The sequence below is a fragment of the Raineyella fluvialis genome (genome assembly GCF_009646095.1).
GTDB classification, from domain to species: Bacteria; Actinomycetota; Actinomycetes; order Propionibacteriales; family Propionibacteriaceae; genus Raineyella; species Raineyella fluvialis.
On sequence record NZ_CP045725.1, the window covers coordinates 1,014,810 to 1,040,984 of the forward strand.

Below are 26,175 nucleotides of genomic sequence, written 5' to 3' on the forward strand. Positions count from 1 at the left end.
GGTCATCAGCTTCGCTCTCGCCGGTTCCGCCGACTGTGATCCCGCGGTGTACTCCCCGAGCGGCATGCCAGCCTGCTCGGCTTCGCCGACGATCTCGCCCGGATCTGCGCCGACCAGGGGCTGCGCGGCGCGACCTACGTCGGACACTCGATGTCCGGCATGGTCGGGATGCTCGCGGCCGCCGCAGACCCGGGGCTCTTCTCCCGGCTCGTCGTGATCGGGACCAGCGCGTGCTATCTCGACGACCCCACCACCGGCTACATCGGCGGTCGCACGAGGGAGGAGGTGGACACGATGCTCGCCGCGGTGGCGTCGGACTTCGCCCTGTGGTCGGGCGGCTTCGCCCCCCAGGTAATGGGTAACCCCGAACGCCCGGAGTTCAGCACGGAGTTCGCGAAGAGCCTGCGCCGCTATCCTCCGCAGGTCGCGTTGTCGATCCTGCGGACCGCCTACACCAGTGACTACCGGGACGTCGTTCCCCGGGTCAGTCCACCGACCCTGGTCCTGCAGGCCCGCGGCGACACGGCGGTCCCCGATGCGGCGGCGACGTGGCTCGCGGACGCGCTCCCCGACGGCCGGTTGATCCACCTGACGGCGCAGGGCCATTTTCCCCACGTCGTGGACCCGGACGAGGTCTGCGCGGCCATCGACGCGTTCATCGAGGAGACCGTGCCATGACCTCGACGATCCGGGCCTCGCTGGACCTGGTGGCGACGGCACTGCGATGTGACGTGGTGGTCTTCTGGCGGATCACCGGCCCAGGAGCTGGGACGGTCCTCGACAGCACCGTGACGGGGCTGGCGTTCGGCGCGCCCTGGTTGCCGGCTCCCGGCGACGCCCCGGGCACCGCCCCGGGCGGCCGGCTGGTCGTCGACCCGGCCCTGTTCGCGGCCCTGCTACCGACCGCCGTACGCCTGGACCTGGCTGCGCCGCTCACGGGCGTAGCGTGGAGCTGCCTCGACGGGACGGATCACCGGGTGACCGTCGGCTGGGCGGGGCGCCCACCGCCGCCGGACGTGCCGGCGCTGCTGGCCGGTCTGCAGGGCCAGCGGCTGGCCGAGACGCTCACCCTCCTCGAGTCAAGCCGACGGGAGACGGGCAGGGCAGCCCGGTTGTCGGAGTTGGTGGCGACCCTGGACCAGGCGGTGGCGCTGGTCTCCCTCGACGGCACACCGGGCATCGTGAACGCGGAGGGAGCCAAGCTGCTCGGCGTCCCAGCCGGTGAGGTGCCCGCCGCCCGACTCGCCGCGGCGCTGGAGACCCTGCGAGCACGTTCCCTGGAGGGCCCCGGCGACGACGGCTACGTCGTCCGGTTGGCCACGGACCCCCGGGCGAGGATCACCGACTGGCGCTGGACCTTCCCGACCGCCCCCACCCACCTTCGTGTCGCGACCTTCCCGGTCGACACCGGCCCGCGCCCCACCCGGGCGTGGGTGTTCGACGACGTCTCCGCGGAGCGGGAGTCGGAGGACCTTCTCCGGGCGACCGTGGAGGGCATGCTCGAGCCCCACGCACTGATCGAGGCGGTGCGGGACACCGATGGACGGGTCCTCGACTTCACCTTCCTGGTGGTCAACCAGGCGACTCTGGACTACTGGGGGATGGATCGCGCCTCAGCCACCGGCACCAGCTTGCTGGGACGGCTACCCGGCCTCGTCGAGGCCGGCCTGTTCGACCTCTACGTCGAGGCCCTGGAGACCGGTCGGGACCTGGTGCTCAACGATCAGCCGTACGAGAACGAGCAGCTCGGAAAGCTCGCCTACTACGACATCCGCGCGATCCGCGCCGCCACCGATCGACTCAGCCTCAGCTGGGCCGATGTCACCGATCGCCACCGTGCCCTCCAGGCGCTGGAGGAGGCGAGCGAGCGTTTCCGGTTGCTCGCCGAGAACGCCTCGGACATCGTCTTCCGTGGCAGCACCCAGGGGATCGTGGAGTGGGTGTCGCCCTCGGTGACCAAGACGCTGGGATGGGTGCCTGCCGAGCTCATCGGCCGGCGCTTCGTCACCCTCGTGCACCCGGGCGACGTCGGCACCATTCGAGCCGCGCAGGCAGCGCTGGACGCCGGGCTCAGCCAGCATTTCGAGGCCCGGCTGCGTACCACCGAGGGTGGATACCGCTGGATGGAGACCACCGTCAAGGTGGTTCTCGATGACGAGGGCCGGCCGCTTGCCCGGATCGGGAACTGGCGCGACATCGAGGCCGAGCGGGAGGCCCGGCAGGAGGCCCGCGAGGAACATGCGCGTTTCGACGCGATCCGGGCCTCCTCGACGGACGCCTTCGTCACGGTTCGCGCATCAGGCGAGATCGTGGCCTGGAACCCTGCGGCGACCACGCTGTTCGGCTACACCGAGGAGGAGGCACTGGGTCGGTCGTACGCCCTGATCGTGCCGGAGCCCCAGCGCACCGTGGTCGGACGGCTGCTCGCGGACCTGGACGGCGAGCAGGCCCGTGGCGCCGCGAGCCGGACCCACGCGCTGCACCTCGCCCGCCGCGACGGCAGCCTGTTCCCGGCCGAGGCCTCGGTGGCGGTGTGGGCGGGCGGGGAGGACCTGTTCGCCACCGCCATCATCCGCGACGTGACAGCCCGCGACGCCGCGCAGGAGGCCCTGCGGGCCAGCAAGGAGGAACTGGCCGAGGCGCAGCGACTCGCCCGGGCCGGCAGCTGGGCGTACGACCCGGTTGCCGGCACGTACGAGTGGTCGGACGAGTTGCTGCGGATCCACGGGCTGCTGGACCTCGATCCGTCCCTCCCCCGGAGACGATCGCGGCGGCTCGGGCACGGAGCTTGGAGAGGTTGGAGCAGGCCGCCGAGGCGGCCATCCGGACCGGTGAGGTGACCGAGCTGGAATACGACATCACCGGCCAGGACGGGGAACGGCGCCACCTGCATGCGCGGGTGGCGCCGGTGCGCGACTCCACCGGGCGGATCGTACGTTCCCGAGGGACCGCCATCGACGTGACCGAGGCCGACCGGGCGGCCGACGCGCGAGCCCGCCGGATCGCCCGGCACGCCGAGTACGCGAAGGCCGACAGCCTGCTGGTCGGGCCGATCGACCTGGCCGCGCTGGTCGCCGGCGTGGCGGGCGACTATCGAGGGCTGGCAGCGCAGCGGGTCATCACCGCCGACCCGCCGGCCGGGGTGAGTGGGCTCGGTTCGGCGGCCGCGCTGGACACGGTCGTCCGGCACCTGATCGAGAACGCGATCCGGTTCACCGCCGAGGACGGCAGGATCGACCTCGTCACCAGGCCCGTCCGCGGTCACCGGGTGGAGCTGGCGATCCGGGACGACGGACCGGGGCTGCCCTCGGATGTGGACCTGTTCTCCGCCTTCGCCAAGGGGGAACGCTCCGCCGGCGACGGCCTGGGGCTCCACGTGGTCCGCACCCTCGTGGAGGCGATGGGGGGTGAGGTCACCGGCCACAACCGCGAGGACGGCACGGGCTCCGAGTTCATCGTCACCCTGCCGGGGGCGCCGGATCCGCAGGGCGCCGGGACCTGATCGGTGTCCGGCGCGTCGGTTCGCCCGGCCACTGGCGCCCGGGCGTGCTAAAAGTCCGTTATGACGTACCGTCCCGAAACGCTCGCGATCCACGCCGGCCAGGAGCAGCCCGATCCCACCACCCACGCCCGGGCCGTCCCGATCTACCAGACGACCTCGTACGTGTTCGACTCCGCGGAGGAGGCCGCCGACCTCTTCGCCCTGCGCAAGCCGGGCAACATCTACGGCCGCATCATGAACCCGACCGAGGACGTCTTCGAGACCCGCATGACCGCTCTGGAGGGCGGCGTGGGCGCGCTGGCGACCTCGGCGGGCGCTGCGGCGATCACGTACGCCGTCCTCAACCTCGTGAACGCCGGCGACAACATCGTCGCCGCCGCCACGCTCTACGGGGGCACCTTCGCCCTGTTCGAGCACACCCTGGCGCAGTACGGGATCGAGGCGCGCTTCGTCGACCCCGAGCAGCCCGAGCGGCTCGCCGAGTACGTGGACGACCGGACGCGCCTGGTCTTCGGCGAGACCCTGGCCAACCCGAAGCTCAACGTCCTCGACCTGGACGCCTGGTCGGCGGCGGCACACGACCTCGGCCTGCCGTTCATCGTCGACAACACCGCCCCCTCCCCGGCACTGTGCCGGGTGTTCGAGCACGGCGTCGACGTGGTGGTGCATTCCGCCACCAAGTACATCGGCGGTCACGGCACCACCCTGGGCGGCATCATCGTCGACTCCGGCAACTTCGACTGGTCCGCCCATGCCGAACGGTTCCCCAACCTCACCAGCGGTGACCCGGCCTACCACGGTGTGGTGTGGACGGAGGCGGCCGGCAAGGCGGCCTACATCATCCGCGCCCGCACCGTGCTGCTCCGCAACATGGGCGCCACCATCGCCCCGCTGCACGCCTGGCTCTTCCTGCAGGGTCTCGAGACCCTGTACCTGCGGATGGAGAAGCACAGCGAGAACGCGCTCGCCGTGGCCCAGCATCTCCAGCAGCACCCGGACGTCGCGTGGGTGAACTACCCGGGTCTGGAGGACTCGCCGTACAAGGCGACCGCGGACCGGCTCTTCACCGGCCTGGGGTACGGCGGCCTGGTGTCGTTCGGCCTCAAGGCCGGCCGCGAGGCGGGCTCGAAGGTCGTCGAGGGGCTCGAGCTCTTCAGCCACCTGGCCAACATCGGTGACGTGAAGTCGCTGGCCATCCACAACGCCTCGACGACGCACTCCCAGCTCTCCGACGAGGAGCTCGTCGCCGCCGGCGTCAGTCCGGAGATGATCCGGCTGTCGATCGGCACCGAGCACATCGACGACCTGATCGCCGACCTGGACCAGGCGCTCGCCGCCGCGCGCTGACACGCCTCTCCGTCCGCCTCCCGGGCTGCGCTCGGGGGCGGACACGGGTCGGACGGGGCTCAGCGGACGATGTCGACGACCACCCTGGTCGGGCTCTGCAGGGTGTGCACCGCGAACGGGCGCTGACCGTCGCTGAGGCCGATGAACGAGAGGGTGTCGCCCTCGAAGGTGCCGTTCTGCACGACCTCGGTGACGACCCCCGCGCCGTCCCCGGGCACCCGCTGCGGCACCGGTGCGGGTGCCGGCGACGCGGCCGGGTAGGTGGTCCCCGTCATGCTGACCCGCAGCACCGACCGACCCGCCACGGTGATCTGCTGCCCGCTGCCCTGGGCGATGGCCTTGTCGACGTACTCGACCGCCCAGCCGGGTGCCCCGGTCCCGGTGAACTCGAACACGACGCGGTCGACGCCGGGATGGCTCGCGGTCCGGACACCGGTGAGCACGAGCTGGGATCCGGCCGCCGGTTCCTGCTGGTTGCGGCTGGTCGAGGCGTCCTTGGGCACGGTCACGTCGTCCTCGGCGGGCGGCGTGGGCATCGGCGTCGAGGGCGAGGACGACGCGGTGACCGAGGTCGTCGGTGAGGCACTCACGCTCGCGGCCGGACCGCCGCCACCGGCACAGCCGGCGACCAGCACGCCGATGGTGGTACCCAGCACGATGACACCCAGTGCGCTCCTCATGCGTCCACGGTAACGGGACGACGGCCGAGTCGGGCCCAGGATCGGGCGAGCGACTACCGTGGACAGTGACCCCACGACGAGGAGGACCCATGTCCGTCGACGCACTGCTCGCCGCGCTCCCCCACGGCCAGTTCATCGGGGGCGAGTGGCGCCCCTCGGAAGCCACGTTCGAGGTGATGAACCCGGCGACCGAGGAAGTCATCGATCGGGTGGCCGACGGCACGCCGGACGATGCCCTGGCCGCCCTCGACGCCGCCTGCGAGGCCGCCGAGGCCTGGGCCGCGACGAAGCCCCGGGACCGGGCCGAGGTGCTGCGCCGTACGTTCGAGCTGGTGACCGAACGCCGCGACCTCTTCGCCACCTGTATGACCGTGGAGATGGGCAAGCCCCTGCCCGAGGCGTACGGCGAAGTGACGTACGGGGCCGAGTTCCTCCGCTGGTTCTCCGAGGAGGCCGTACGGATCGAGGGACGCTTCTCCGTCGCCCCGGTCTCGGGCCAGCGGATCCTCACCATGAAGCAGCCCGTCGGGCCGGTCTATGCGATCACGCCGTGGAACTTCCCGCTGGCGATGGCGACCCGCAAGCTGGCCCCCGCGATCGCCGCCGGTTGCACCGCGGTGATCAAGCCGGCCCACGAGACACCGCTGACCACACTGCTCTTCATGCAGGCCTTGCAGGATGCCGGCCTGCCCGCCGGAGTCGTCAACTGCGTCACCTCGACCAGTTCCGCGGCCGTCTCCGAGCCGATCATCGCCGACCCTCGGCTGCGGAAGCTCACCTTCACCGGCTCGACGGCCGTCGGCCGGGTGCTGTTGCGGCAGGCGGCCGACCACGTGCTCAAGACCTCGATGGAGCTGGGCGGCAACGCCCCCCTGCTGGTCCTGCCGTCCGCCGACCTCGACAAGGCCGTCCAGGGCGCGCTGGACGCGAAGATGCGCAACATCGGCGAGGCCTGCACCGCGGCCAACCGGCTGTACGTGCACGCGTCGGTCGCGGCCGACTTCTCCGCCCGGCTGGCCGAGAAGATGGCCGCCATGCCCGTCGGCAACGGTCTGGACGAGGGCGTACGGGTCGGGCCGCTGGTCAGCGCCAAGCAGCTCGACACGGTCACCGACCTGCTGCAGGACGCCGTCGACCGCGGGGCCCGGGTGGCCACCGGCGGCTCTCGGCCGGAAGGTCCCGGCTACTTCCTCCAGCCGACGGTGCTCACCGACGTGCCGACCGATGCGCGGGTGTTCCGTGAGGAGATCTTCGGACCGGTCGCGCCGATCGCCACCTTCTCGACCCTGGACGAGGCGATCGCGCTGGCCAACAACACCGAGTTCGGCCTGATGGCCTACGTCTTCGCGGAGAACCTGGGCGAAGCGCTGTACGTGGTCGAGCGGCTGGAATCCGGCATGGTCGGGCTCAACTCCGGGGTGATCTCCGACCCGGCGGCCCCGTTCGGCGGGGTCAAGCAGTCCGGCCTCGGTCGGGAGGGCAGCCACGAGGGCCTCGAGGAGTACCTCGAGACGAAGTACGTGGGCATCAAACTGTGAGCCGTGACCACGGGTCCGGATCGGGTTAAGGCGTTCCCGCGGGAACGCGGCGGGCGCGTGGAATGATGGCCGGATGGACCTCGGCTACCGACTGATCGTCGCCCTCTGCCGCGTCGTGTTCCGATGGATGGGGCTGCGCTTCCGGATCACCGGCCTGCACCACGTCCCCCGCCGCGGCGGCGCGCTCCTGGCCATCAACCACACCGCGCACGTGGACTTCCTCTTCGCCGGGTTCGGCGTGCTGAAGGCGAACGGACGCCTGGTGCGGTTCATGGCCAAGAAGTCGATCTGGCAGCACCCGGTCGCGGGGCGCGTGATGCGGATGTGCCGCCACATCCCGGTCGATCGCGCCTCGGGCGCGGCGGGCTACGCGCTGGCGGTGGAGGCGCTGCTCGACGACCAGCTCGTCGGCATCTACCCCGAGGGGACGATGTCGCGCTCGTTCGAGATCAAGCAGCTGAAGACCGGTGCCGTACGGATGGCGCGCGACACCGGCCGCCCCATCATCCCCACCATCGTCTGGGGCGCGCAGCGGATCTGGACGAAGGACCATCCGCGGGACTTCTCGCGCTCCGGGATCCCGGTGCACATCGCCTTCGGAGCGCCACTGGACGTCGGCCCAGGCGACGACATCGCCGCCGCCACCCAGGAACTGCGCCGGGCGATGGCCCGCCTGCTCGACGAGGTCATCGCCGGCTACCCGACGATGACCGGCGCCGATCGGGCCTTCCTGCCCCACCGCTGGGGCGGGACCGCGCCGACACCGGCCGAGTCGTACGACCGGGACCTGCACGACATGACCAGGACCGCCGACGAGTGGACCCGCTGAGGGTGGGAGAGTAGCGCCGCACGAGACCGGGTGTCAGTACCGCAGCACGTGCTGGGTCCACGGCCGCAGGTCGGTCTCGACGAGATCGGTGATCCGGTCGCGGAAGAGGCGTCGCCCGCGGTCGTTGAGCAGACCGTCGTGGATGAAGAACGATGTCGGGGCGCCGACCGCCCGGGCCCAGTCGATGGTCTCCTTGAGGGCCGCCCACGGACCCATCACCGGGACCGCCATCAGGTCGATCGCCGCCGGCACCTCGGCGAGCGAGTCACCGGGGTGGAAGAGGCGCGGCTCCCCCTCAGCGGCGAGCACCACCCCGATGTTGCCGACCATCGGGATGTCGCGATGGATGACCGCGTGCTGGCCGCCGACCGCCTCGATGATCAGGCCCCCAGGGTCTCCACCTGCCCCGCCTCGAACGGCTCCGCGCCCTCCACCTCGGTCTTCCGGAAGGTCTCGGGTTCGAGCAGGACGCGGACCCCGGGGTTACGCGCCAGTAGCGCGGGCATCCGGGAGGGATCGACGTGGTCGGCGTGCTGATGGGTGACGACGACGGCGTCGAGGCCCTCCACCTCCTCCCAGCCATCCGTGAAGGCGCCGGGATCGATCAGCACACGGATCCCCACGGTCTCGACCAGCAACGTCGAATGGCCCAAGCGGATGATCTCCATGCCTTCACGCTAGGCGAGCCGCCGCAGCTGCGGTAGCGATTCGGGGCGCGAGGAGGGGGTGGTTCGCGTCCGCCTCAGCCGGCCAGACCGCGCCAGAGCAGCAGCACGGTGCCGGCCAGGCTGGCGACGAGGGAGCCGACCCGCATCCACCAGGTCACCCGGCGCAGCGTACGTTCCTGCAGTCGTCGGCGGGCCGGCACCTGGTCGGCCGCGACCACCGGGCCCCAGGCCGGCAACAGGACCAGGCCGGTCACCGCGACGAGCACGCCGATCCGTACGGCCACCGGCAGAGGGGAGGCGCCGATCCGCTGGGCCATCGCCAGGTAGAGCGGGACGGTCGTCAGGTTGGTGGCCATGCTCACCGCTCCCCAACCGACCAGGCTGCGGGGCAGGTGGGGCTCCGCGACGACCGGCGTCGGGCCGCCGGCCCGCTGCCTGGCCCGGTCCTGCAGCAGGCCGCGGAGCAGGACCAGCGACACGATCAGGAGCAGGACCCCGAGAACGAGCTCGACCCGTCGCGAGTCGAGCTCCGAGATGGCCGCCTCCTCCAGGGCCGCACCGAGCAGCCCCATCCCGAGGGCACCGAGGACGACGAGGACCAGCGCGTTACCGGCGACGAAGCGCCAGCGGTCGGAGCGGCCCCGGTGGGCGACCACGGTGGAGGAGTTGAGGAACATCACCGGACTGATCATCGCCAGCACCGTCAGCGGCAGGAGCCACAGCAGGAGGCCGCCGATGCTGGTCATGGAGGCAAGCGTACGTGGACTGTGCCTGATGCCGAGATCCGGTGCGCCTCCCGACGTTGGACCACCGTTTGTTTTTAGACTGACTGGTCAGTATAAAGAAATGGTGACTTCCGAACCCCCCGTGATCCGTGCCCGCGACCTGCGGCTCGAGTCGACCCGCGGCACCGTCTACGGACCGGTCGACCTGGATGTGCCGGCCGGCCGCCTGCTCGGCCTGGTGTCCCCGAGGGCGGCGGGCGCACGAGCCTGCTGCTGACCCTCGCGGGCCGGATGCGCTTCAGCGCGGGGAGCCTGCAGGTCCTCGGCCACCCCTTGCCGCGGGCCACCGGGCAGGTGCAGCGGCACAGCGCCCTGGCCAACTTCGCCGACATCGACAGCCTCGACGACGGACTCACGCCGCGCGAGGTGCTGACCGAGCGAGCCGGACTGTTGACGCCGCTGTGGCGGCGCGTCCCCGGCTGGCGCGATCCCGCGATCGCCGGCCTGCTGGACCAGGTCTTCGTCGACCGGCCGATCCCCGACCCCGACGTACGCATCTGGGAGCTCAGCGCCCTCGACACCACGCTGCTGCGGATCGCGATGGCCCTGATGGGTGGCCCACTGCTGCTCGTCGTCGACGACATCGACGCGCTGCACGACCCGGCCGACCAGCTCGCCGTCTGGCGAACCCTGCAGCGGCTCACCGACGACGGCCCCGTCGCTCCCCGGCCGGAGCGCGCCGGCCTCCCCCTGACCGTGATCGCCTCCGCGGCGGCGCCCGATCTGGTGCCCCCACAGGTGCGCTGGGTCGACCCGCACGGCGCATCGGCCGCCACCCTCGTCCTCACTCCCGTTCCCGCCCAGGAGGGCTGACCGTGCTGCGTTTCATCCGTTTCGGCACCGAACTGCGCCGCTTCTCCCGCAGCCGGATGCAGCGGTTGGCGATCGTCGCCGCCTGCCTCATCCCGCTGCTCTACGGCGCCCTCTACCTGTGGGCCTTCTGGAACCCGACCGGCCACCTCGACCGCATCCCGGTGGCCATCGTCGACCAGGACACCGGTGCCACGAAGGACGGCACCGCCGTCCACGCCGGGCGCGACCTCACCGACGAACTCGTCCGTACGGGCACCCTGCAGTGGCACACCACCGACGGCGCGACGGCTCACGAGGGTCTGGTGAGCGGGGACTACTACGCGGTGCTGACCATCCCCGCCGGCTTCTCGCAGGCGCTGACCACGGCGGGCACCGACCATCCCAGGCAGGCTCCGCTGCAGGTGCAGTACAACGACGCCAACGGGTACACCACCCGGACCATCCTCTCGACGGTGATGAAGGAGGTGCGCTCCGGAGCCTCCGACGCGATCGGCGCCCAGCTGGTAGACAAACTGCTGATCGGCACCTCCGACATCCGCGCCGGCCTGGTGAGCGCCTCCGACGGTGCGGGCACCCTCAGCACGGGCGCCGACAGCGCCCACAGCGGGGCGGCCACCCTGACCGACGGTCTCGCCCGGCTGGACACGGGCGCCGGCCAACTCGCCAACGGCGCCGACTCCGCCGCCACCGGGGCCCACACTCTGGCCGACGGCACCGGCCGGCTCGCGGACGGGTCGGCCACGCTCGCCACCGGTGCCGGCCAGGTCGCCTCCGGCGCGTCGTCGCTGGCCACCGGCGCCGACCAGGCCCACCAGGGCGCCCAGCAACTCGCCACCGGTCTGGACACGCTCACCGCCAAGACCCAGGGCCTGCCGGCAGCGACCCAGAGGCTGGCCACCGGGTCGGCCCAGGTCGCTGCCGGCAACAAGCAACTCGCCGACAAGGCCTCCGTCGCGGCCGGGAAGATCGCCACCGCCTCCACCGATGTCCGCGCCGTGCTCGCGACGCTGCCCGCCGACGACCCACGGGTGCAGCAGGCGTACGCCGCCCTGGCGCGGGTGGACACCCAGACCACGACCCTCAACAGCCAGGTGCAGGCCCTCTCGACCGGCGCCCAGCAGGTGGCCGACGGCAATGCCCAGCTCGCCGCGTCCGCGACCGCGCTGAGCAGCGGCATCGCGGCGGCCGACCAGGGGGCCAACAGCCTGGCCACCGGCACCGGCCAGCTGGCCGACGGCGCCCGTACGCTCAGCAGCGGCGCCTCCTCGGTGGCGCAGGGCGCCGGCCAGGTGCACGACGGCGCTGTCCGGGCCCACGAGGGATCCACCGCCCTGGCCACGGGCCTGGACACTCTCGCCTCGGGCGCCCACACCCTGGCCGACGGGGTGCGCAGCGCCCGGACCGGGTCGTCGACGCTCACCGAGGGGCTCGGCCGGCTCGCCGACGGGGCCCGGACGCTCTCCTCAGGGCTGCACGACGCGGTGGGGCAGATCCCGTCGATGGATCGTGACACCCAGCAGGCCAATGCGGACATGATGAGCGCGCCGGTCTCCCTCGACTCCGCCTGGGTGCACCAGGCGGCGGCCAACGGCGAAGGCTTCGCCCCGTACTTCATGGGTCTGGCCCTCTACGTGGGGGTGCTGATCACCTGGATGCTGCTCCGCCCGGTGTCGGACCGCTCCCTCGCCGCCCCGGTGCCGGCGCTGCGGGTGGTGCTGGCCAGTTGGCTGCCGGGCGCCGTGGTCGCGGTCCTGCAGGTCGCCGCGCTCCTGGCCGTGCTCGTCCTCGCCCTCGGGCTGCACCTGGCCCACCCGCTCGCCACGATCGGCTTCACCCTCCTGGTCGGGCTGACGTTCCTCACCCTGCAGCAGACGATCAACGTGCTGCTCGGCCCGGCCGTGGGCCGGGTGGTGGTGCTGGTGCTGCTGATGCTGCAGCTCACCTCGGCCGGCGGCACCTATCCCGCGCTGACCACGCCGTCGTTCTTCCAGGCGATCCACGGCTGGCTGCCGATGACCCACGTGGTGAACGGGCTGCGGGAGGCGATCACCGGCGATCTGGGGGTGCAATTCCACGCGGCGGTGGCCTACCTTGTGGTGGTGATCGCCCTGAGCCTGGTGGCCAGCACGTGGTCGGCGATGCGCCGCCGCGTGTGGACCGTCCAGCGTCTGCACCCCGAAGTGTCGATCTGATGTCCGCGGAGGCGGCCGGTGAGGGTACGAGGACCGACGGGCGTACGGCCCGGCGGGTGGCCACCCGCGAACGGGTGATCGCCGCGGGACTCGAACTCTTCGCCGAACGCGGCTACAGCGCCACCTCCGTGGAGGAGATCGCCGAGCACGCCGGGGTGAGCAAGGGCACCGTCTTCTACAACTTCGGCTCGAAGCAGGGCCTGGGGGCGGCCGTGGTGCGGGAATCGGCCGACCGGATCGCCGCCGTGGTCGAGGCTGCCCGGGCACCCCACCGGGGGTGGGCGGCGCTCAACGCCATCGTGCTCGCCTTGCTGCGCGCATTCGACGCCGACCCGGCGACCTGTCAGGTGCTGCTCACCGAACTGTTCCGCAACGAACGTCCGTGGCACGAGGACCTGCCCGCGACCCGGGCCGCCCTGATCGCGCCGGTGGTGGCGGTGTCGATGGAGGTGCACGAGCAGCGGTACGCCGCGGGCCTGACACACGTCCGGCCGGAGGCTGAGCACTTCGAGATGATCGCGATCGCCATCCTCGGGGCCCTGGCGTTCTCGGCGCTGGATCGGGCGACGTTCCATCCGCGGCGCAGCATCGAGGACGTGCAGCGGGCCCTGATGGTGACGATCAGCGGCCTGGCGGTCTAGGAGTCAGTTGAGCTCGAGGCCACTGAGCGCCTCCGGGGCGAGGGTGCCGTTCGGCGGGGTGAGGTCGCGCAGCGCCGCGGCGGTGTCGGACCGGATCGGCAGGTGGCGATCACGGGCGAGCATCAGGTAGGTCTGGATCAGCACCAGCAGGTCGCCGCTCGCGCGGGCGGTGGCGACGTCGCCGTCGGGGACGACCCCCCGAAGATCCCGTTCGAGCAGCTGCGCGGCCTCGCGGTAGATGGACATGCCTCATCGTAGGACGCGGAGGGCCCGCGAGGGCCGGCGGAGCGAGCGGGATCACCGGCCTGGGATCACCGGCCTGGGATCACCAGCCGCCACCACCACCACCTCCGACGCCACCGCCCACCGAGCCGCCGCTCATCCCGGACATCCCGCCCGCCCCGGTGGAGGCCGACCAGACGCCGCTGGTCGAGGCGACGTCCATGAAGGCTCCCTCCGCCCCGAAGAAGCTGTTGTTGCCCAGGAAGACCGACGTACCCGCCCAGGTGTGGTACCAGGTCGGTTCCATCACCGGCCGGCCGCTGGCGATGATCTCGCGGAAGACGCCGACCCAGTGCGACTCGGCCCCGAAGGCGATCGCCCAGGGCAGGTAGCGGGAGAAGATGTCCTGATCCTCCTCGACCCGGATCTGGTCGGCCTCTGCGGTCATCAGGTACTCCTTGAAACCCAGCGCCTGGACCAGGATCGCGCTGCCCTCGGCGGTGCGCGACGAGGCGAACGCGCCCAGCACGATCACCAGGATCCCCAGCAGGATGGGTCCGAGACCGGCCAGGCCCCAGCCGATGGTGGCCCCCAGGGCGAGGCCCAGCCCGACCCCCAGCAGGACGAGCAGGACACCCGTCATGATCCACAGAGCCTTCTGCAGGTCAGGACGGATCCGGTACCAACCGCGGGCGACCACGCCCTTCTGCAGGGCGTTCTGCTCCTTCATCACGATCCGGGCGATGTCGGTGTCGAGGTCGTGGCGCAGGCGCGGGGCCTCGTGCTTGGCGAAGAGCGCGTCCTCGAGCGTACGCAGCGGAGCCGGCAGCGTCGTCCGGTCCGAGGGGAGCCGGACGAGCCGCCAGTCGGTGAAGGTGCCCTTCGAGCCGGCCATCGCCTTGGCGAGCATCCCGGCGTCCTCGCCGACCTCCGGGGGATCTCGTCGATGCGCAGGTGTCCACGGACGGCGAGGTCGACGATGCCGGCCACGACGTCGTTGCGACCGGCACGGCCGTCGATGAGGGTGCCGATCTCGCTCGGCGCGGCGTCCTCCGGCGGGGTGAAGCGGACGGCGACGGGCTCCTTCTGGCGCGGGCCGATGGCGCTCTCCTGCCCGGGCGCCGGGCGCAGCCCAGGGGTCAGCCCGGCGTACGCCAGGTCGCGGCCGCGGCGCCGGAACAGGATCAGCGCCAGCAGGCCGCCGAGCACCAGGGTGCCAGCCCCGAGCCCGAGGGCTCCGGGGCTGGGGGCGATGGTGGAGGCCGGCGAGAAGCGCTTGGCGTACGTGGGGGTGGCGTCGACGAAGGTGCCGACGGGCCACTGCCCCACCACGGTCAGCCCCTGCTTGGGGTCGAGGTGGGCTTGGGTGAAGACGGCGCGGTTGCCGGTGGCGATGGCGGAGCCGCAGGCGGCGCTGTCGGCCTTGGCCCCGGCGTAACAGGCGACGCCAGTGACGTCGGCGGGGCCCTGGAGGGTGACGCTCACCTGGTCCATCGGCGTCTCCCACCCGGTGCCGAGGACGTTCCAGTAGATCTCGTCACCGTGCCCGCCCCGGGCGTCGGGGTTGACCACGCCAGCGAGGTCGTAGGTGAGGATGTAGCGCTGGGTGCCGGAGACGGTGCGATTGGGGTCTCCGACGCGGATCTTGTACGTGCCGGCGGCGTCGTCCTTCTGCAGCTGGGTCGGCGCGCCGGTGGGGCTGGCGGCGCGAACGTTGCTCACGGTCAGCACGCGCCAGTGCTCGGAATCACCGGTGATGGCCTGGCGTGTGACGAAGTAGACGTAGGGACCGTGATTGCCGGACCCGAAGAACTGCATGTCGAAGTCCTGGGTGACGTGCATCGTTCCGCGCTCGCGGTCGGCGACAGCGGTGATGTCCATCCGGCGGATCACCGGGGTGTCGGCCGCTCGGGCCGGTGCCGGCGGGGCCAGCACGGGTGGGGTGACGACGAGGGCGAGGAGCGCGAGGACGAGGAGGATGCCCCGCAGCGAGTGGACGGGGTGAGAGGACCGGGGCGACGGTGCCATGTCCCTACGGTACGGGCCCGAAGGGGCACGCATCCGGGGATCCGAAGGCTGCGTCAGTAGTCCTGGGGGCGCCAATGGCGCGCCACCCAGGCGTGCGCGGCGTCGACGCTCTGGACGACGCGCAGTCCCGGCGGCAGCGCGGGACGGCGCAGCATCACCACGAAGATCCCCAACCGTTCGGCGACCCTCAGCTTGGCCTCGTCGAGGGTGCCGCCGGCGTCCTCGGTCACCATCACATCGATCCGCCGCGAGGAGAGCAGGGCGAATTCCCCCGCGTACGTGTGCGGGAATCCGCTGGAGCGGATCACCTCCCAACTGGCCGGGATCTCCCAGGCCGGTCGGGCGATGACGCGGGCCAGCACGTAGCGGTCGTCCCAGTCGATGAACTCCCGCAGCGGATCGCGCCCGAGGCTCAGGAAGGGCCGGCTACCACCGAGCCGCTCGACCGTACGCTTCGCGGCGGCCGCATCGTCCACCCAACGCCAGGCCTTCGGCCAGCGCTGCGCCTCCCAGGCCGGCGGGAGGAGCCGGACGTACGGCACACCCGCCGCCTCCGCGGCACCGAGCGCCGTCCGGGTCACCTCGGGGGCGAACGGATGGCTGGCGTCCACGACACCCCGTACGCCCCGGGATCTGAGGAAGCCGGCCGCCTGTTCCGGGCTGTCGAATCCGCCGGACATCAGCGCGATCGGCGAGTCGGGCAGGTGGATGTTCTCCTCGCCGAAGAGCACGGCCTGCACGGGGATCCCCGACTCCTCCAACCGGAGGGACAGGTCGCGGGCGTAGGCGGTGCCCCCAAGGACGAGGAAGGTCACGGCAGCTCCAGCGGCCGTCCGGCGACCAACAGCACCAGCCGGTCACTGGCGGCGGCGATCGCCTGGTTGGTGCGGCCGAGCAGGTCGGCGAAGACCCGGCCGGAGGGGTAGGAGGGGACGACGCCCCAGCCGACCTCGTTGGTGACGGCGACGAGCATCTGGTCGCTGGATGCCCAGGCGTCGACCAGGTCGTCGAGCCGGGCGAGGAAGTCGCCGACCCATTCCTTGCGGGGACGTCCCAGGTGCCCAGGTCGTCGACCGTACGGGTCACCCAGGTGCCGAGGCAGTCGACGAGCACCGGCGTCCGGGCGGCCCGCACCGCCGCGGCGACGTCAGCGGTCTCGACAGTGGTCCAGCCGTCGGGGCGGCGGGCCTGGTGGGCGGCGACCCGGGCGGCCCACTCGGGGTCGACGCTCGGGTCGGGCACCGGGCCGGGGGCGACGTACGTCACGGCCGGTTCGCCGGACAGTAGGCTCTCGGCGTAGGTGGACTTCCCGGACCGGACACCCCCGGTGACGACAGTGCGCGGCACGCGGACAGTCTAGAGGCCGGTCGCCGCGCCGAACGAGGAGGGAACCATGGGTCTGGACGTCGTCTTCCTGTGCCTGGGCAACATCTGCCGCTCACCGATGGGTGAGCGGGTGGCCCTGTCACACGTACGCGACACGCCGTGGGCGGGACTGGTCCGGGTGACCAGCGCCGGCGCGAGCGCCGAGGAAGAGGGCAACCCGATGGACCCGCGAGCCCGGGCGGCACTGACCGGGCGCGGCTACGACGGGCACACAGCGCATGTCGCGCACCGGATCACCGAGGCCGAGGCGCGGCGGGCCGACCTGATCGTGGCCGCCGAGCGCCGCCACCTCACCGCGCTCGAACGGCGCGGGATCGACCTCTCCCCCGATCGTGCCGTGCTGCTGACCTCGTACGTTCCGGGAGCCCGTGCGGGCAGCCCGCTGCCCGACCCCTGGTACGGGGCGGCGGCCGATTTCGAGGACACGCTGTCGGTGCTGGAGGCGGCGATGCCGGCGTTCCTGACCGACCTGGGGCGGCGGCTGGGGGGCGGTCCGCGGTCCTGAACGGGCCGCACCGGAGGGCCCGCCGGGTCTCGTTCCGTGGCCGACGTACGCGACGGCGCGGTAGCGTGGTGCCGTCCTGCCCGCATCACGAGGGAGACCAGGCACCATCGTGTCCCACTCTCATGCCCACGCATCCGCCGAGCCGACGACCCTCGAGGGTCGGCTCCGGCAACGTCGCGCCTCCCAGATCCTCATCGTCATCCTGGTCCCGCTGGCGATCTGGACGCTGGTGGGGCTGGTGCTGCTCTGGCCGACCAACCTCAGCGCCCACATCCAGAAGGACGTCGCACAGTTCTCCGTCGCCGGCCTGACGATGCCCAAGGGTGAGGTGCAGGCGGTCAACGAGATCAGCTGTGCCGGGCTCGAGGGCTCCACGTCCGCGTCGGCACAGGTCTGTGCCGCCCTCACGGTGAAACTGCTCGACGGTGAGGACACCGGCAAGGACGTCCAGGTGAACGTCACGGCACCGGTCTACCGGTCCGGGATCCGACCGGGCCAGCGGGTGGTCGTCTACCGGGTGCCGACCATCAACGGGCAGGCGAACTACCAGTTCGCCGACTTCGCCCGGACGGCACCGGTGATCTTCTTCGCCGTGCTGTTCCTGCTGGTGACGGTCGCGGTCGGGCGCCGGCGCGGGCTGATGTCGGTGCTCGGGCTGGTCTGGGCGGGCTTCATCATGATCGCCTTCGTCTTCCCCGCCCTGATCGCCGGTTCGAACGCCATCATGGTCACGCTGGTCGGCGCCTCGGCGATCATGTTCGTCGCGCTCTATCTCACCCACGGCTTCAACACCCGGACGACGACGGCCTTGCTGGGCACACTGTTCGGGCTGGGGTTGAGCGCCGTGCTGTCGTACGCGGCGCTGAACTGGGCCCACCTCACCGGTGTGGCGACGGAGGAGGACTACACCCTCGGCTCTGCCGCCCCGGACATGAAGCTCACCGCCGTGGTGCTCTCCGGCATGATCATCGCCGCCCTCGGTGGCCTCAACGACGTCACGATCACCCAGGCCTCGGCCGTCTGGGAACTGGCCGACGACCCCGGCAAGTCCGCCGGGCAGATCTATCGGCAGGCGATGCGGATCGGCCGCGACCACGTCGCCTCCACGGTCTACACCATCGTCTTCGCGACGGTGGGTACGAGCATGTCGGTGCTGCTCCTGCTGGCGATGTACGACCGGCCGCTCTACTCGACGATCATGACCGAACAGTTCGCGGTGGAGATCCTGCGAACGCTCGTCGGCGCCATCGGCCTGGCGTTGTCGATGCCGCTCACCACGGTGATCGGCGCCCTGCTGGTCAGCCGCAAGTCCGACTCCACCGACGAGATCGACGCGACGCGGCTCGCGGCCCCGAACACCAGTGACGAACTCGTCGACGTGGACGACTACCACCCACGACCTGCGGGCTCCTTTTCAGACTGAGTCGCAACGGCTCCTCTGCGGGCTTCCCCCGAGGGAGGCGGGTTCCTAGGCTGGACGTACGCGTCACTCCCGACGCATCGACTCCGGAGGAGCATGCCCATGTCATTGCCCACCCCCTATCTCTCCTTCCACGGCCAGGCCCGGGAAGCCATGGAGTTCTACCACTCCGTCTTCGGCGGCGAGCTGACGTTCTCGACGTACGGCGACTTCGGGTTCGAAGGCGGTCCCGCCGACGGGATCATGCACAGCACCCTGAAGGGTGACGGCTTCGACCTGATGGCGTCGGACACCCCGCCCGGGATGCCGCACCAGGAGGGCAGCTCGATCTCGCTGAGCCTCGCCGGCCCGAAGGCGGACGAGGACCGGCTGAGGGGCTGGTTCGAGAAGCTCTGCGAAGGCGGAAAGGTCACTATGCCCCTGGAGGAGCAGATGTGGGGCGACCTCTACGGCGCCTGCACCGATCGCTACGGCCTGAACTGGATGGTCGACATCGGCCAGGAGGACTGACGGCCCGCGAACCTCGGCACCCGGTGCTGGCGATGCCCCGTCGAGTCCAGCGCCGCTGGATCGGCGGGGCGTCGTGCGCATCCGGACATCGCGAGCGAGTTACACGGATGTAGTTATCCACAGGGGTTATCCCCACTGTGGAGAATCACACATGTGTAAGACCGGGCTGTCGGGCTGTTCGGCCTCGTCCTTCCCGATGCGACCGGTCGCGTGCTTCGGCAGAAGGTCTGCGCTCGGTCGCCTCGCGCGGGCTGAGCATCAACTCACCTCCACTGCTGGCCGCGCAGACGGCCACTACCGCAGAGATGCCCGCATCGCCAGACATTCCTGGCCGACGAAACCGGCCCCTTCGTACAGTCGTCGACCCGCCTCCGTGGCCATCAGCTCGGCACGTCCGGCCCCCGACGCCCGCGCCCACACCATCAGCGCGTCGAACGCGCCCCCCGGGAGTAGCCGGATCAGTCTCGCTTACTCGGTTGCCGAACAAATCGGAGCTGTGGCCTGGGCTAGGGTCTTCGGGTGAGTCAGGCCCGTCGCGTCACCCTCGTCCTCCTGCTGAACATCGCCATGATCGGAGGACTGGTGGTCGCCGGTCTCGCGGCCCACTCGCTCGCCCTGGTGTCCGAAGGCGGCGACTTCTTCGCCGATTCGGCGGCACTGGGCCTGGGGTTGCTGGCGATCTACCTCCGCGACCGGCACAAGAACGAGAACGCCACGACCTGGGTCGCCCTCATCAACGGGCTGTGGCTGGTGATCCTGTCGGTCTGGGTCACGGTGGCCGCACTCGTACGACTGGCCCATGGCAGCCCGGAGGTCCATGGCTTGCCGGTCCTGATCACGTCGGCGATCGCCGCCCTGGTGATGTTCAGCGCCGCGGCGATCCTGGGCGCGGACGCCGGCAGCGAGGACCTGCACATGCGTTCGATCCTTCTGGACACGCTAGCGGATGGCGCAGCAGCGGCCGTCGTCGCGGTTGTCGGCGCCGTCATCGCAATCGCCCACCGCTGGTTCTGGCTCGACGCGGCCGCCGCATGCCTGGTCTCGGTCATCGTGGCCATTTCGGCGGTGCGACTGCTGACTGACGTCGTGAAGGCACTCCGCTCGGGCGAGGCGTACGTGCCGGACGAGGACTAGGAGCCGGACGTGATCTCCGCGCGAGCGCGGATCAGTCCAACAGGGGCAGGTCAAGGTCGTACGCCAGAACCACGGCCCGCGCCAGCCCGGCTTCCTGGACCTCGGTGAGGAATCCGACGGTGCGTCCCAACAGGGCGACCGGGATGGTGACCACGTTGTCGAGCGATATCGCCCCGTCGTGATCCAATCCGTTCTCCGGCCCCACGGGCACCTCACTCGACAGCCCCTTGATGGTGGAGGTGATGGGTGCGACGGTCACCTTGGTCATGGCGGAGCGGGCGGCGTCTCGGGTCAGGACGACAACCGGTCGAGTCTTGTCCAGCCGCGCCAGACAGATCTCTCGCACCCGCTACTCCTCAACGGCGGAGTGCGAGGCCGCCCACGTGACGAGGTCGTCCAGGTCATCGGCCGGGCCCTTGGCGCGCAGGATGGCGGCGTCCCGCTCGGCGGCCTGCCTGCGCATCTCCCTCTCGAGGGCACGTGCGACCAGAGCAGCCCGGCTGGGCGCGTTCCCTGCTGCCACGGATTGATCGAGAAAGGCGACCATGTCGTCCGGCAGGCGGATGGCGATCTGAACGGACATGCGACTAGCATACCGTTCCTCATCCCAGAATGGGATGCACTGACCATCCGCGGAGGCACTGCCGGGCTCGGCGGTGTTCGCCGTGGGGGTGAGTCCCGCATCGGCAGTGAGTTCCAGCGCACAGGTCCACGCCGTCAACGGTTGAGCGGGATGACCTGCGCAGGAGCCCCCTCGCTGGCGCCCGGCCGGTCTCCCGCCGTTGCCGGGCGGCGCAGTGATCGGCAGAGGCTGGACGATGCCGGTGTTCACACCGGCGGGCAGATAGACGGTGATGTTGCCGTCGCTGGCGACACCGTTCCCACCGTCACCGCCGTCGCCACCCACACCGCCCGCACCGCCGGGGCCGGCATCGCCGCCCCCGTTGCCGGTGCAGTCGCAGGTCGCCCCCTGCCCTCCGTTTCCACCCTGCTGGCCGGGGCCGCCCGGGCCTCCGTCGCCGCCGTCGCCCCCCGGTCCCGACTGCGTGGCGACGAGGAGGGACGGGACGCCCGACAGTGTGATGGCGTTCGTGATCGAGATCGTGGCAATGCAACTGGGGATGCCATCGACGCCGCGGGTCCCGTTGGTCCCCTTCGTCCCGGCCGCCCCCGGGACTCCGGGACCACCGGCATCACCCGCTACGCTCCCGGGCAGGCACTGGCCGGCCGCACCGGATGGCGCCTGGCCGGGCGCCGGTGGGGCCGCGGGGGTCGGCACCGGATCACCCTTCCGCCCGAGGATGTTGAAGTCGCCGGCATATCCCGCAGGCGGCCTGCCGCTCCGGGTCAGGGACGAGCAGGTGAACTGCAGCGGCGTGGCCCGGGCGACGATGCACCCGCCGTCGACGAGTTCGAGGCCGTTGGGGAGATCGATCACCTTCATTTCCCCATTGGGCGTCGACACGTCCCAGACGGAGTCCACCCGCTTGGACGGCTCGGCGGGATCCTGGGCGAGGACGTGGGCCGTGAGGGGGAACGCCGGAGCGAGCGACGCTTCGTCGTCCGTAGGGAGATCCTGGCTGCCCACGACATGCCGGACCAGGCTGTGCACCAACCGGACCGCGGATCCCTCCTCGGGTCGAGCGAGGCCGTCGAGCAGGGCGTCGGCGTGCTCGCCACGTTGCCCCGGGCTCAGGCCGATGTCGAGCAGGTCGCGGAGCTCGCTCGCGTCCCGGAGGACGGCGATGCGGGTCTCCGGGTCGGCGCCTCGCGAACGGAGTGCGTCGGCCTCCTCTGGGATGTCGTCGATGCTCATGACCTGGTCTCTCCTTCTACGCGTCTTCCGTTGACGAACACCGCAGGACCGGGCCGGCGCAGCCCGTTGCGCCCGTCCGGACCAGCGCACCCGGGGGCGGCACGGGGCGACTCCACGTCCTCGGGCCGGACGCCGGTCACCGGGGCTCCGCTCCGGCCGCCCCTGCCTCCCTGACCGCCGACGCCTCCCCGACCGCCCTCGCCCGACACCGTGATGACCCGGAGCTGCCCCGCCGACGCCGGCGGCAACGAGATGAACACATTCGAGCTGATCCCACCGTTGCCGCCCTTGCCCCCTGCACCGCCGTCCCCGCCGTGACCGCCCGCACCTTGCCGCCCCGGTCCGAGGACGCCCGTCGGCGTACGCAGGGCGGGAGTACCCGTTCCCCCGTCGCCGCCATCCCCGCCGTCGCCGCCTGCCCCGCCACTGCCGCCCGCCCCGCCCGCGGCGAGGAGCAGCAGCGTGCCGCTGAGACGGCCGATCGTGACCTCGGCGATCTTTGTCGCACCGCCGGTGCGGCCAGGACTGCCCGCCTCACCCGCCGCACCAGGGCTCCCGTCCGCGCCGTCCATCCGCAGGTCGGGCGGCTCGGAGAGGACGTAGCCGATCATCGTCGGTCGTCCGGCGGGTCTGACCCCATCGATCCCGGCGGCCCCCTCCAGTCCGGGACGTCCCGGCTGGCCGTTCGTGGGGCCGGAGCGCCGGTCGACCGAGCCCGGGGTGGGCAGCACGCCGAACTGGTAATCGCGGTCGTCGGCGGGAGCATCAGGACACGCGAGGTGCTGACAGGAGAAGAAGAGGAGATTCCCCGGACGATCACGTGGGCGCCGGGTTCGACGACGAGCTCGCCGACATTGACGACATTGACGAGGTCGTCACGCTCGTCGAGGCCGAACTCCTCTCCCGCTGCCGTGAGGTCCCAGACCTCGCCTGCCGGGACGCGGCGGTGCAGCACGCTGAGCAGCCTTACGGGGAACGGAAGCCGCCCCGCCAGGCGCGCGAGGTCGGCCTCGTCGACCGTCCCATCGGCGAAAGCGTACGCCTCACATCGATCGTGGACGCCCTGGCCGAGGCGGCTGCGCATCGCGATGGCCCGGTGGAAGAAGACCTCCTGTCGGGCTCTGCGCTCAGCAGGGTCGGCGCAACTCAGTCCACGGAGCCGCTCGAGGGTGGCCATCACCTGGCGGGTCTCGACGGGAGCGCCAGCGAGCAAGGCTTCGGGGTCGTGACCGAGGCGGCGGGCCCGTTGCAGGAAGGCGGCGACCTCACGGTCCGTCAGCCCGTGCCCGGGGGATGTCGCGGACCGAGCCGCCCACCGCGGCGGTGGTGCCGGACTGTCGAGGACCACGGATCCCACCTTCTGTCGAGCGGGTACAGGCTGTGACGTCATGCACAGCCGACGTGCTGTCACGGACATCCGCACCGTTGATGACCGGCACGGCGGTGCGCCACGACGCCTGCCCGAAGCCAGCTGTGTCCTACGCCACAGAAACAGGGCCCGTACGGCGCCATGCGCTCCCGCGAGAAGCCAGAATCGACCTATGCGGATCGTGGTGCTGACCGGGGCGGGCATCTCTGAGGAGAGTGGCTTGGCGACCTTCCGGGGTGCTGGAGGTCTGTGGGAGGGGCACCGGGTGGAGGACGTCGCGACGCCCGAGGCGTTCGAGCTGGATCCCGAGACCGTGCAACGGTTCTACGACGCCCGGCGGCGGGCCGTCGCGTCCGTCGCCCCCAACGCAGCCCATCAGGCGCTGGCCCGGCTCGAACAGGCCATCGGTGACGACCTACTCGTGGTGACGCAGAACATCGACGACCTCCACGAGCGCGCGGGCACCCACCACCTCGTGCACATGCACGGGGAACTGCGGCGTGCCCGCTGCCTGCACTGCGGGGAGCGCCCGTGGTGGGACGGCGACCTGGTCGACCGCCCGCCGTGTCCCCTGTGCGGACAGCGGATGCTGCGGCCCGACGTCGTCTGGTTCGGCGAGATGCCGTACGACCTCGACGTGATCGAGGAGGCGGTGGTGGCCTGCGACGTGTTCGCGGCGGTCGGCACGTCCGGCGTGGTCTACCCGGCCGCCGGGTACGCCGCGATGGCGAAGGCCTTCGGCGCCCGTACGATCGAGCTCAATCTCTGGGCGACCGACGCCCCGCTACCGTTCGACGAGATCCGGGAGGGGCGGGCCACTGTGGTGGTCCCCGAATGGGTCGATGACATCATGGGGTCCCATGCGTGAAGGATCAGGGCGTGAAGGATCAGGGCGTGACGGATCGGGGTCCGTACGGGCCAACGTGGTCGACATCGAGGGCCGGCGGATCCGGCTGGCCGACGTCGAGTGGTCGGCCGGGGTGATCACGGCCATCACCGAGCTCGGACCGGAGACGGCCGGGTTCGGCTATCTGATCCCCGGCTTCGTGGATGCGCACGTCCACATCGAGAGCAGCCTGCTGGCCCCGACCGAGTTCGCCCGGATGGCCGTACGGCACGGGACCGTGGCGAGCGTGTCCGATCCGCACGAGATCGCGAACGTCCTCGGCGTCGACGGCGTCCGGTGGATGATCGACAACGCTGCGGCCACCCCGTTCCGGGTGCTCTTCGGGGCACCGAGCTGTGTCCCCGCCACCACCTTCGAGACCGCCGGCGCGCGCATCGGCCCCGAGGAGGTCGACGCGCTGCTCGCCCTGCCGGACGTCGGCTACCTGTCGGAGATGATGGACTTCCCCGGCGTCCTCTCCGGGGACGCGGCCGTGGGGGCGAAGATCGACGCGGCGCTGCGGCGGGGGTACCCGGTCGACGGGCACGCGCCGGGGGTGCTCGGCGACCAGGCCCGCGCGTACGCCGAGGCCGGCATCAGCACCGACCACGAGTGCGCGACGCTGGAGGAGGCTGAGGACAAGGTCGCGGCCGGCATGCTGATCCTCATCCGTGAGGGGTCCGCCGCCCGCAACTTCGAGGCCCTGCACCCGCTGCTCGACAGCCATCCGGGCCGGATCATGCTGTGCAGCGACGACCTCCACCCCAGCGAACTGATGCACGGCCAGATCGACCGGCTGGTGGCGCGCGCGGTGGCGTACGGACATGACGTCTTCACCGTCCTCGCGGCCGCCTGCCTCACCCCCCAGGACCACTACGGTCTGGACCTCGGCCGGCTGCGCCTCGGCGACCCGTTCACCGCGGTGCTGCTCGACGACCTGCGGGACTTCCGGGTGCGGCGGACGTGGATCGACGGCCGGCGGGCCGCCGAGGACGGGACGAGCCTGCTCCCCCGCCTGACCGCGGAGCCGCTGAACGCGTTCGCCGCGGCTCCCGTACGGCCCCAGGACCTGGCCGTGCCCGGTCCCGCAGCAGCGGGCAGCGTCGGGTGCCGTGTCATCACCGTCACCGACGGCGACCTGCTGACCGGCTCGGTGCTCGTCGACCTGCCCGTGCGGGACGGGATCGTGCAGCCCGACCCGGCCGACGACGTCCTGCTGATCACCGTCGTCAATCGCTATCGTCCGGCGCCGCCGGCCGTCGCGTTCATCCGCGGCTTCGGGTTCGTCCGTGGCGCGATCGCGTCCAGCGTGGCCCACGACTCCCACAACGTGATCGGGGTGGGGACCGACGCCGCGTCGCTCGCCCGGGCGGTCAACGCTGTGATCGAGCACCGCGGGGGATTCGCGGTCGCCGACGACGAGACCGTCGAGGTGCTACCGCTGCCGATCGCTGGGCTGATGAGCGATCGGCCTGCCGAGGAGGTCGCCCGGTCCTACCAGGGCCTGCTCAGCCGGGTCCGGACGGGCCTCGGCTCGCCCCTACAGGCGCCGTTCGGGACGTTGTCGTTCATGGGCCTGCTGGTCGTCCCGTCACTGAAGGTGAGCGACCGTGGCCTGTTCGACGGGGAGCGGTTCGCCTTCACGGAGGTCGTCCAGCCCGGCTGACATGCTGTCGGCCGAGGCGTCGATGAGCCCCAGTTCGGCGAAGGCGCTCAGCGACTGCGCGGCCGATGCGGGGTCGAGGAGCTCGATCGCGAAGCCGTTCTGCACCAGCACGAAGTCACCGACCTCTGCCTCCGGAACGTACGCCAGGCAGCAGGCCACCTCTCGCTCCCCGACCCGGACATCGGCCATCGGCAGGACGCCCGGGGTGATCCTGACGATCTTCGAGGGTACGGACACG

General features: G+C 71.4%; 30 protein-coding genes and 1 pseudogene. 17 read left to right on the plus strand and 14 right to left on the minus strand.

Annotated elements, in window-relative coordinates; all coding sequences use genetic code 11:
* The first annotated feature begins 72 nt into the window (after positions 1–72).
* From Rai3103_RS04675 to Rai3103_RS04690, 4 genes are read left to right on the plus strand one after another with little or no spacing between them, the layout of a single operon-like run.
* On the plus strand, positions 73–678 hold the full coding sequence (locus Rai3103_RS04675; protein ID WP_153571602.1) for an alpha/beta fold hydrolase: 606 nt from the start codon (positions 73–75) through the stop codon (positions 676–678).
* Positions 675–2,840, plus strand: a complete 2,166-nt coding sequence (locus Rai3103_RS04680; RefSeq protein ID WP_153571603.1) for a PAS domain-containing protein — start codon at positions 675–677, stop codon at positions 2,838–2,840. The genes Rai3103_RS04675 and Rai3103_RS04680 overlap by 4 nt, the downstream gene beginning before the upstream one ends.
* On the plus strand, positions 2,837–3,502 hold the full coding sequence (locus tag Rai3103_RS04685) for an ATP-binding protein (protein ID WP_239022387.1): 666 nt from the start codon (positions 2,837–2,839) through the stop codon (positions 3,500–3,502). Before Rai3103_RS04680 ends, Rai3103_RS04685 begins: the two co-directional genes overlap by 4 nt.
* Before the next feature lie 60 nt (positions 3,503–3,562).
* Positions 3,563–4,849: an O-acetylhomoserine aminocarboxypropyltransferase/cysteine synthase family protein gene (locus Rai3103_RS04690; RefSeq protein ID WP_153571605.1), complete on the plus strand. Its 1,287-nt coding sequence runs from the start codon at positions 3,563–3,565 to the stop codon at positions 4,847–4,849.
* A gap of 59 nt (positions 4,850–4,908) precedes the next feature.
* Here the strand turns inward: Rai3103_RS04690 and Rai3103_RS04695 are convergent, their stop codons facing one another.
* Positions 4,909–5,529 (minus strand): AMIN-like domain-containing (lipo)protein, encoded by a 621-nt coding sequence (locus Rai3103_RS04695; protein ID WP_153571606.1) that lies wholly within the window; start codon positions 5,527–5,529, stop codon positions 4,909–4,911.
* 89 nt (positions 5,530–5,618) lie between these two features.
* On the opposite strand from Rai3103_RS04695, the gene Rai3103_RS04700 reads away from it, so the two are divergent.
* Together Rai3103_RS04700 and Rai3103_RS04705 are read left to right on the plus strand one after the other, a co-directional pair.
* Complete coding sequence (locus tag Rai3103_RS04700; protein WP_153571607.1) at positions 5,619–7,067, plus strand: NAD-dependent succinate-semialdehyde dehydrogenase; 1,449 nt, start codon at positions 5,619–5,621, stop codon at positions 7,065–7,067.
* A gap of 73 nt (positions 7,068–7,140) precedes the next feature.
* On the plus strand, positions 7,141–7,896 hold the full coding sequence (locus Rai3103_RS04705) for a lysophospholipid acyltransferase family protein (RefSeq protein WP_153571608.1): 756 nt from the start codon (positions 7,141–7,143) through the stop codon (positions 7,894–7,896).
* A 33-nt stretch (positions 7,897–7,929) separates the two neighbouring features.
* On the opposite strand, the gene Rai3103_RS17475 is transcribed toward Rai3103_RS04705, so the two are convergent.
* From Rai3103_RS17475 to Rai3103_RS04715, 3 genes are all read right to left on the minus strand, one after another.
* The gene (locus tag Rai3103_RS17475) at positions 7,930–8,226 is read right to left on the minus strand and encodes an MBL fold metallo-hydrolase (RefSeq protein ID WP_228489171.1); all 297 of its coding nucleotides are present in this window, start codon (positions 8,224–8,226) and stop codon (positions 7,930–7,932) included.
* Positions 8,227–8,276: 50 nt separating this feature from the next.
* The gene (locus tag Rai3103_RS17480) at positions 8,277–8,564 is read right to left on the minus strand and encodes an MBL fold metallo-hydrolase (protein WP_228489172.1); all 288 of its coding nucleotides are present in this window, start codon (positions 8,562–8,564) and stop codon (positions 8,277–8,279) included.
* 74 nt (positions 8,565–8,638) lie between these two features.
* Positions 8,639–9,310, minus strand: a complete 672-nt coding sequence (locus Rai3103_RS04715; RefSeq protein ID WP_153571609.1) for a hypothetical protein — start codon at positions 9,308–9,310, stop codon at positions 8,639–8,641.
* Positions 9,311–9,410: 100 nt separating this feature from the next.
* Between Rai3103_RS04715 and Rai3103_RS04720 the strand changes: the two genes are divergently transcribed.
* From Rai3103_RS04720 to Rai3103_RS04730, 4 genes are read left to right on the plus strand one after another with little or no spacing between them, the layout of a single operon-like run.
* Positions 9,411–9,566, plus strand: a complete 156-nt coding sequence (locus Rai3103_RS04720; RefSeq protein ID WP_194793270.1) for a hypothetical protein — start codon at positions 9,411–9,413, stop codon at positions 9,564–9,566.
* Positions 9,567–9,580: 14 nt separating this feature from the next.
* Positions 9,581–10,162, plus strand: a complete 582-nt coding sequence (locus Rai3103_RS16895) for a P-loop NTPase family protein (protein ID WP_194793271.1) — start codon at positions 9,581–9,583, stop codon at positions 10,160–10,162.
* Positions 10,163–10,164: 2 nt separating this feature from the next.
* Positions 10,165–12,354: a YhgE/Pip family protein gene (locus tag Rai3103_RS04725; protein ID WP_194793272.1), complete on the plus strand. Its 2,190-nt coding sequence runs from the start codon at positions 10,165–10,167 to the stop codon at positions 12,352–12,354.
* Positions 12,354–12,995, plus strand: a complete 642-nt coding sequence (locus Rai3103_RS04730) for a TetR/AcrR family transcriptional regulator (RefSeq protein ID WP_153571612.1) — start codon at positions 12,354–12,356, stop codon at positions 12,993–12,995. The genes Rai3103_RS04725 and Rai3103_RS04730 overlap by 1 nt, the downstream gene beginning before the upstream one ends.
* Before the next feature lie 3 nt (positions 12,996–12,998).
* Here Rai3103_RS04730 and Rai3103_RS04735 read toward each other — a convergent pair whose 3' ends face one another.
* From Rai3103_RS04735 to Rai3103_RS18395, 6 genes and pseudogenes are all read right to left on the minus strand, one after another.
* Entirely contained in the window at positions 12,999–13,241 is a 243-nt protein-coding gene (locus tag Rai3103_RS04735) for a hypothetical protein (RefSeq protein ID WP_153571613.1), read from the minus strand.
* 79 nt (positions 13,242–13,320) lie between these two features.
* Positions 13,321–13,947 carry a DUF2207 family protein gene (locus Rai3103_RS18380; protein WP_422396035.1) on the minus strand — a complete coding sequence of 209 codons (627 nt, stop codon included), beginning with the start codon at positions 13,945–13,947 and terminating at the stop codon, positions 13,321–13,323.
* Positions 13,947–15,245, minus strand: coding sequence for a DUF2207 domain-containing protein (locus tag Rai3103_RS18385; RefSeq protein ID WP_194793273.1), 1,299 nt, complete (start codon positions 15,243–15,245; stop codon positions 13,947–13,949). Before Rai3103_RS18385 ends, Rai3103_RS18380 begins: the two co-directional genes overlap by 1 nt.
* A 53-nt stretch (positions 15,246–15,298) precedes the next feature.
* On the minus strand, positions 15,299–16,060 hold the full coding sequence (locus tag Rai3103_RS04750; protein ID WP_153571616.1) for a precorrin-6A/cobalt-precorrin-6A reductase: 762 nt from the start codon (positions 16,058–16,060) through the stop codon (positions 15,299–15,301).
* A complete protein-coding gene (locus tag Rai3103_RS18390) occupies positions 16,057–16,218 on the minus strand; it encodes a bifunctional adenosylcobinamide kinase/adenosylcobinamide-phosphate guanylyltransferase (RefSeq protein WP_277872998.1) in 162 nt (53 codons plus the stop codon). Before Rai3103_RS18390 ends, Rai3103_RS04750 begins: the two co-directional genes overlap by 4 nt.
* 143 nt (positions 16,219–16,361) lie before the next feature.
* A pseudogene (locus Rai3103_RS18395) lies at positions 16,362–16,592 on the minus strand (bifunctional adenosylcobinamide kinase/adenosylcobinamide-phosphate guanylyltransferase); the annotation flags it as partial.
* Between the two features lie 46 nt (positions 16,593–16,638).
* Between Rai3103_RS18395 and Rai3103_RS04760 the strand changes: the two are divergent.
* From Rai3103_RS04760 to Rai3103_RS04775, 4 genes are all read left to right on the plus strand, one after another.
* The gene (locus Rai3103_RS04760; RefSeq protein WP_153571617.1) at positions 16,639–17,136 is read left to right on the plus strand and encodes a low molecular weight protein-tyrosine-phosphatase; all 498 of its coding nucleotides are present in this window, start codon (positions 16,639–16,641) and stop codon (positions 17,134–17,136) included.
* A gap of 109 nt (positions 17,137–17,245) precedes the next feature.
* On the plus strand, positions 17,246–18,559 hold the full coding sequence (locus Rai3103_RS04765; RefSeq protein ID WP_153571618.1) for a YibE/F family protein: 1,314 nt from the start codon (positions 17,246–17,248) through the stop codon (positions 18,557–18,559).
* Positions 18,560–18,658: 99 nt separating this feature from the next.
* Positions 18,659–19,066 carry a VOC family protein gene (locus Rai3103_RS04770; protein ID WP_153571619.1) on the plus strand — a complete coding sequence of 136 codons (408 nt, stop codon included), beginning with the start codon at positions 18,659–18,661 and terminating at the stop codon, positions 19,064–19,066.
* Positions 19,067–19,585: 519 nt separating this feature from the next.
* Complete coding sequence (locus tag Rai3103_RS04775) at positions 19,586–20,200, plus strand: cation diffusion facilitator family transporter (RefSeq protein WP_153571620.1); 615 nt, start codon at positions 19,586–19,588, stop codon at positions 20,198–20,200.
* Between the two features lie 31 nt (positions 20,201–20,231).
* On the opposite strand, the gene Rai3103_RS04780 is transcribed toward Rai3103_RS04775, so the two are convergent.
* The 3 genes from Rai3103_RS04780 to Rai3103_RS18405 are packed head-to-tail and all read right to left on the minus strand — an operon-like array spanning position 20,232 to position 22,747.
* Entirely contained in the window at positions 20,232–20,546 is a 315-nt protein-coding gene (locus Rai3103_RS04780; RefSeq protein WP_153571621.1) for a type II toxin-antitoxin system PemK/MazF family toxin, read from the minus strand.
* Positions 20,547–20,549: 3 nt separating this feature from the next.
* Positions 20,550–22,016 (minus strand): ribbon-helix-helix domain-containing protein, encoded by a 1,467-nt coding sequence (locus Rai3103_RS18400; protein ID WP_277872999.1) that lies wholly within the window; start codon positions 22,014–22,016, stop codon positions 20,550–20,552.
* Positions 22,013–22,747, minus strand: a complete 735-nt coding sequence (locus Rai3103_RS18405; protein ID WP_194793274.1) for a hypothetical protein — start codon at positions 22,745–22,747, stop codon at positions 22,013–22,015. Before Rai3103_RS18405 ends, Rai3103_RS18400 begins: the two co-directional genes overlap by 4 nt.
* Positions 22,748–22,836: 89 nt before the next feature.
* Here Rai3103_RS18405 and Rai3103_RS04795 point away from each other — a divergent pair, with 89 nt between their 5' ends.
* The 3 genes from Rai3103_RS04795 to ade all read left to right on the plus strand — a co-directional run bounded on the left by Rai3103_RS04795 (position 22,837) and on the right by ade (position 25,937).
* Positions 22,837–23,400 (plus strand): hypothetical protein, encoded by a 564-nt coding sequence (locus tag Rai3103_RS04795; protein WP_153571622.1) that lies wholly within the window; start codon positions 22,837–22,839, stop codon positions 23,398–23,400.
* Between the two features lie 157 nt (positions 23,401–23,557).
* On the plus strand, positions 23,558–24,253 hold the full coding sequence (locus Rai3103_RS04800) for an NAD-dependent deacylase (protein ID WP_153571623.1): 696 nt from the start codon (positions 23,558–23,560) through the stop codon (positions 24,251–24,253).
* A complete protein-coding gene (gene ade / locus Rai3103_RS04805) occupies positions 24,246–25,937 on the plus strand; it encodes an adenine deaminase (protein WP_153571624.1) in 1,692 nt (563 codons plus the stop codon). Before Rai3103_RS04800 ends, ade begins: the two co-directional genes overlap by 8 nt.
* Here the strand turns inward: ade and Rai3103_RS04810 are convergent.
* Complete coding sequence (locus tag Rai3103_RS04810; RefSeq protein WP_239022388.1) at positions 25,863–26,174, minus strand: HypC/HybG/HupF family hydrogenase formation chaperone; 312 nt, start codon at positions 26,172–26,174, stop codon at positions 25,863–25,865. The genes ade and Rai3103_RS04810 overlap by 75 nt on opposite strands.
* Position 26,175 lies beyond the last annotated feature (1 nt).

What these genes read in the sequence shown, in the direction of transcription:
- Rai3103_RS04680 (WP_153571603.1), top strand. Translation starts at nt 675, where the DNA reads ATGACCTCGACGATCCGGGCCTCGCTGGACCTGGTGGCGACGGCACTG.
- Rai3103_RS04690 (WP_153571605.1), top strand. Translation starts at nt 3,563, where the DNA reads ATGACGTACCGTCCCGAAACGCTCGCGATCCACGCCGGCCAGGAGCAG.
- Rai3103_RS04695 (WP_153571606.1), bottom strand. Translation starts at nt 5,529, where the DNA reads ATGAGGAGCGCACTGGGTGTCATCGTGCTGGGTACCACCATCGGCGTG.
- Rai3103_RS04700 (WP_153571607.1), top strand. Translation starts at nt 5,619, where the DNA reads ATGTCCGTCGACGCACTGCTCGCCGCGCTCCCCCACGGCCAGTTCATC.
- Rai3103_RS04705 (WP_153571608.1), top strand. Translation starts at nt 7,141, where the DNA reads ATGGACCTCGGCTACCGACTGATCGTCGCCCTCTGCCGCGTCGTGTTC.
- Rai3103_RS17475 (WP_228489171.1), bottom strand. Translation starts at nt 8,226, where the DNA reads ATGGTCGGCAACATCGGGGTGGTGCTCGCCGCTGAGGGGGAGCCGCGC.
- Rai3103_RS17480 (WP_228489172.1), bottom strand. Translation starts at nt 8,564, where the DNA reads ATGGAGATCATCCGCTTGGGCCATTCGACGTTGCTGGTCGAGACCGTG.
- Rai3103_RS04715 (WP_153571609.1), bottom strand. Translation starts at nt 9,310, where the DNA reads ATGACCAGCATCGGCGGCCTCCTGCTGTGGCTCCTGCCGCTGACGGTG.
- Rai3103_RS04720 (WP_194793270.1), top strand. Translation starts at nt 9,411, where the DNA reads ATGGTGACTTCCGAACCCCCCGTGATCCGTGCCCGCGACCTGCGGCTC.
- Rai3103_RS16895 (WP_194793271.1), top strand. Translation starts at nt 9,581, where the DNA reads ATGCGCTTCAGCGCGGGGAGCCTGCAGGTCCTCGGCCACCCCTTGCCG.
- Rai3103_RS04730 (WP_153571612.1), top strand. Translation starts at nt 12,354, where the DNA reads ATGTCCGCGGAGGCGGCCGGTGAGGGTACGAGGACCGACGGGCGTACG.
- Rai3103_RS04735 (WP_153571613.1), bottom strand. Translation starts at nt 13,241, where the DNA reads ATGTCCATCTACCGCGAGGCCGCGCAGCTGCTCGAACGGGATCTTCGG.
- Rai3103_RS18380 (WP_422396035.1), bottom strand. Translation starts at nt 13,947, where the DNA reads ATGAAGGAGCAGAACGCCCTGCAGAAGGGCGTGGTCGCCCGCGGTTGG.
- Rai3103_RS18385 (WP_194793273.1), bottom strand. Translation starts at nt 15,245, where the DNA reads ATGGCACCGTCGCCCCGGTCCTCTCACCCCGTCCACTCGCTGCGGGGC.
- Rai3103_RS18390 (WP_277872998.1), bottom strand. Translation starts at nt 16,218, where the DNA reads ATGCTCGTCGCCGTCACCAACGAGGTCGGCTGGGGCGTCGTCCCCTCC.
- Rai3103_RS04760 (WP_153571617.1), top strand. Translation starts at nt 16,639, where the DNA reads ATGGGTCTGGACGTCGTCTTCCTGTGCCTGGGCAACATCTGCCGCTCA.
- Rai3103_RS04770 (WP_153571619.1), top strand. Translation starts at nt 18,659, where the DNA reads ATGTCATTGCCCACCCCCTATCTCTCCTTCCACGGCCAGGCCCGGGAA.
- Rai3103_RS18400 (WP_277872999.1), bottom strand. Translation starts at nt 22,016, where the DNA reads ATGAGCATCGACGACATCCCAGAGGAGGCCGACGCACTCCGTTCGCGA.
- Rai3103_RS04800 (WP_153571623.1), top strand. Translation starts at nt 23,558, where the DNA reads ATGCGGATCGTGGTGCTGACCGGGGCGGGCATCTCTGAGGAGAGTGGC.
- ade (WP_153571624.1), top strand. Translation starts at nt 24,246, where the DNA reads ATGCGTGAAGGATCAGGGCGTGAAGGATCAGGGCGTGACGGATCGGGG.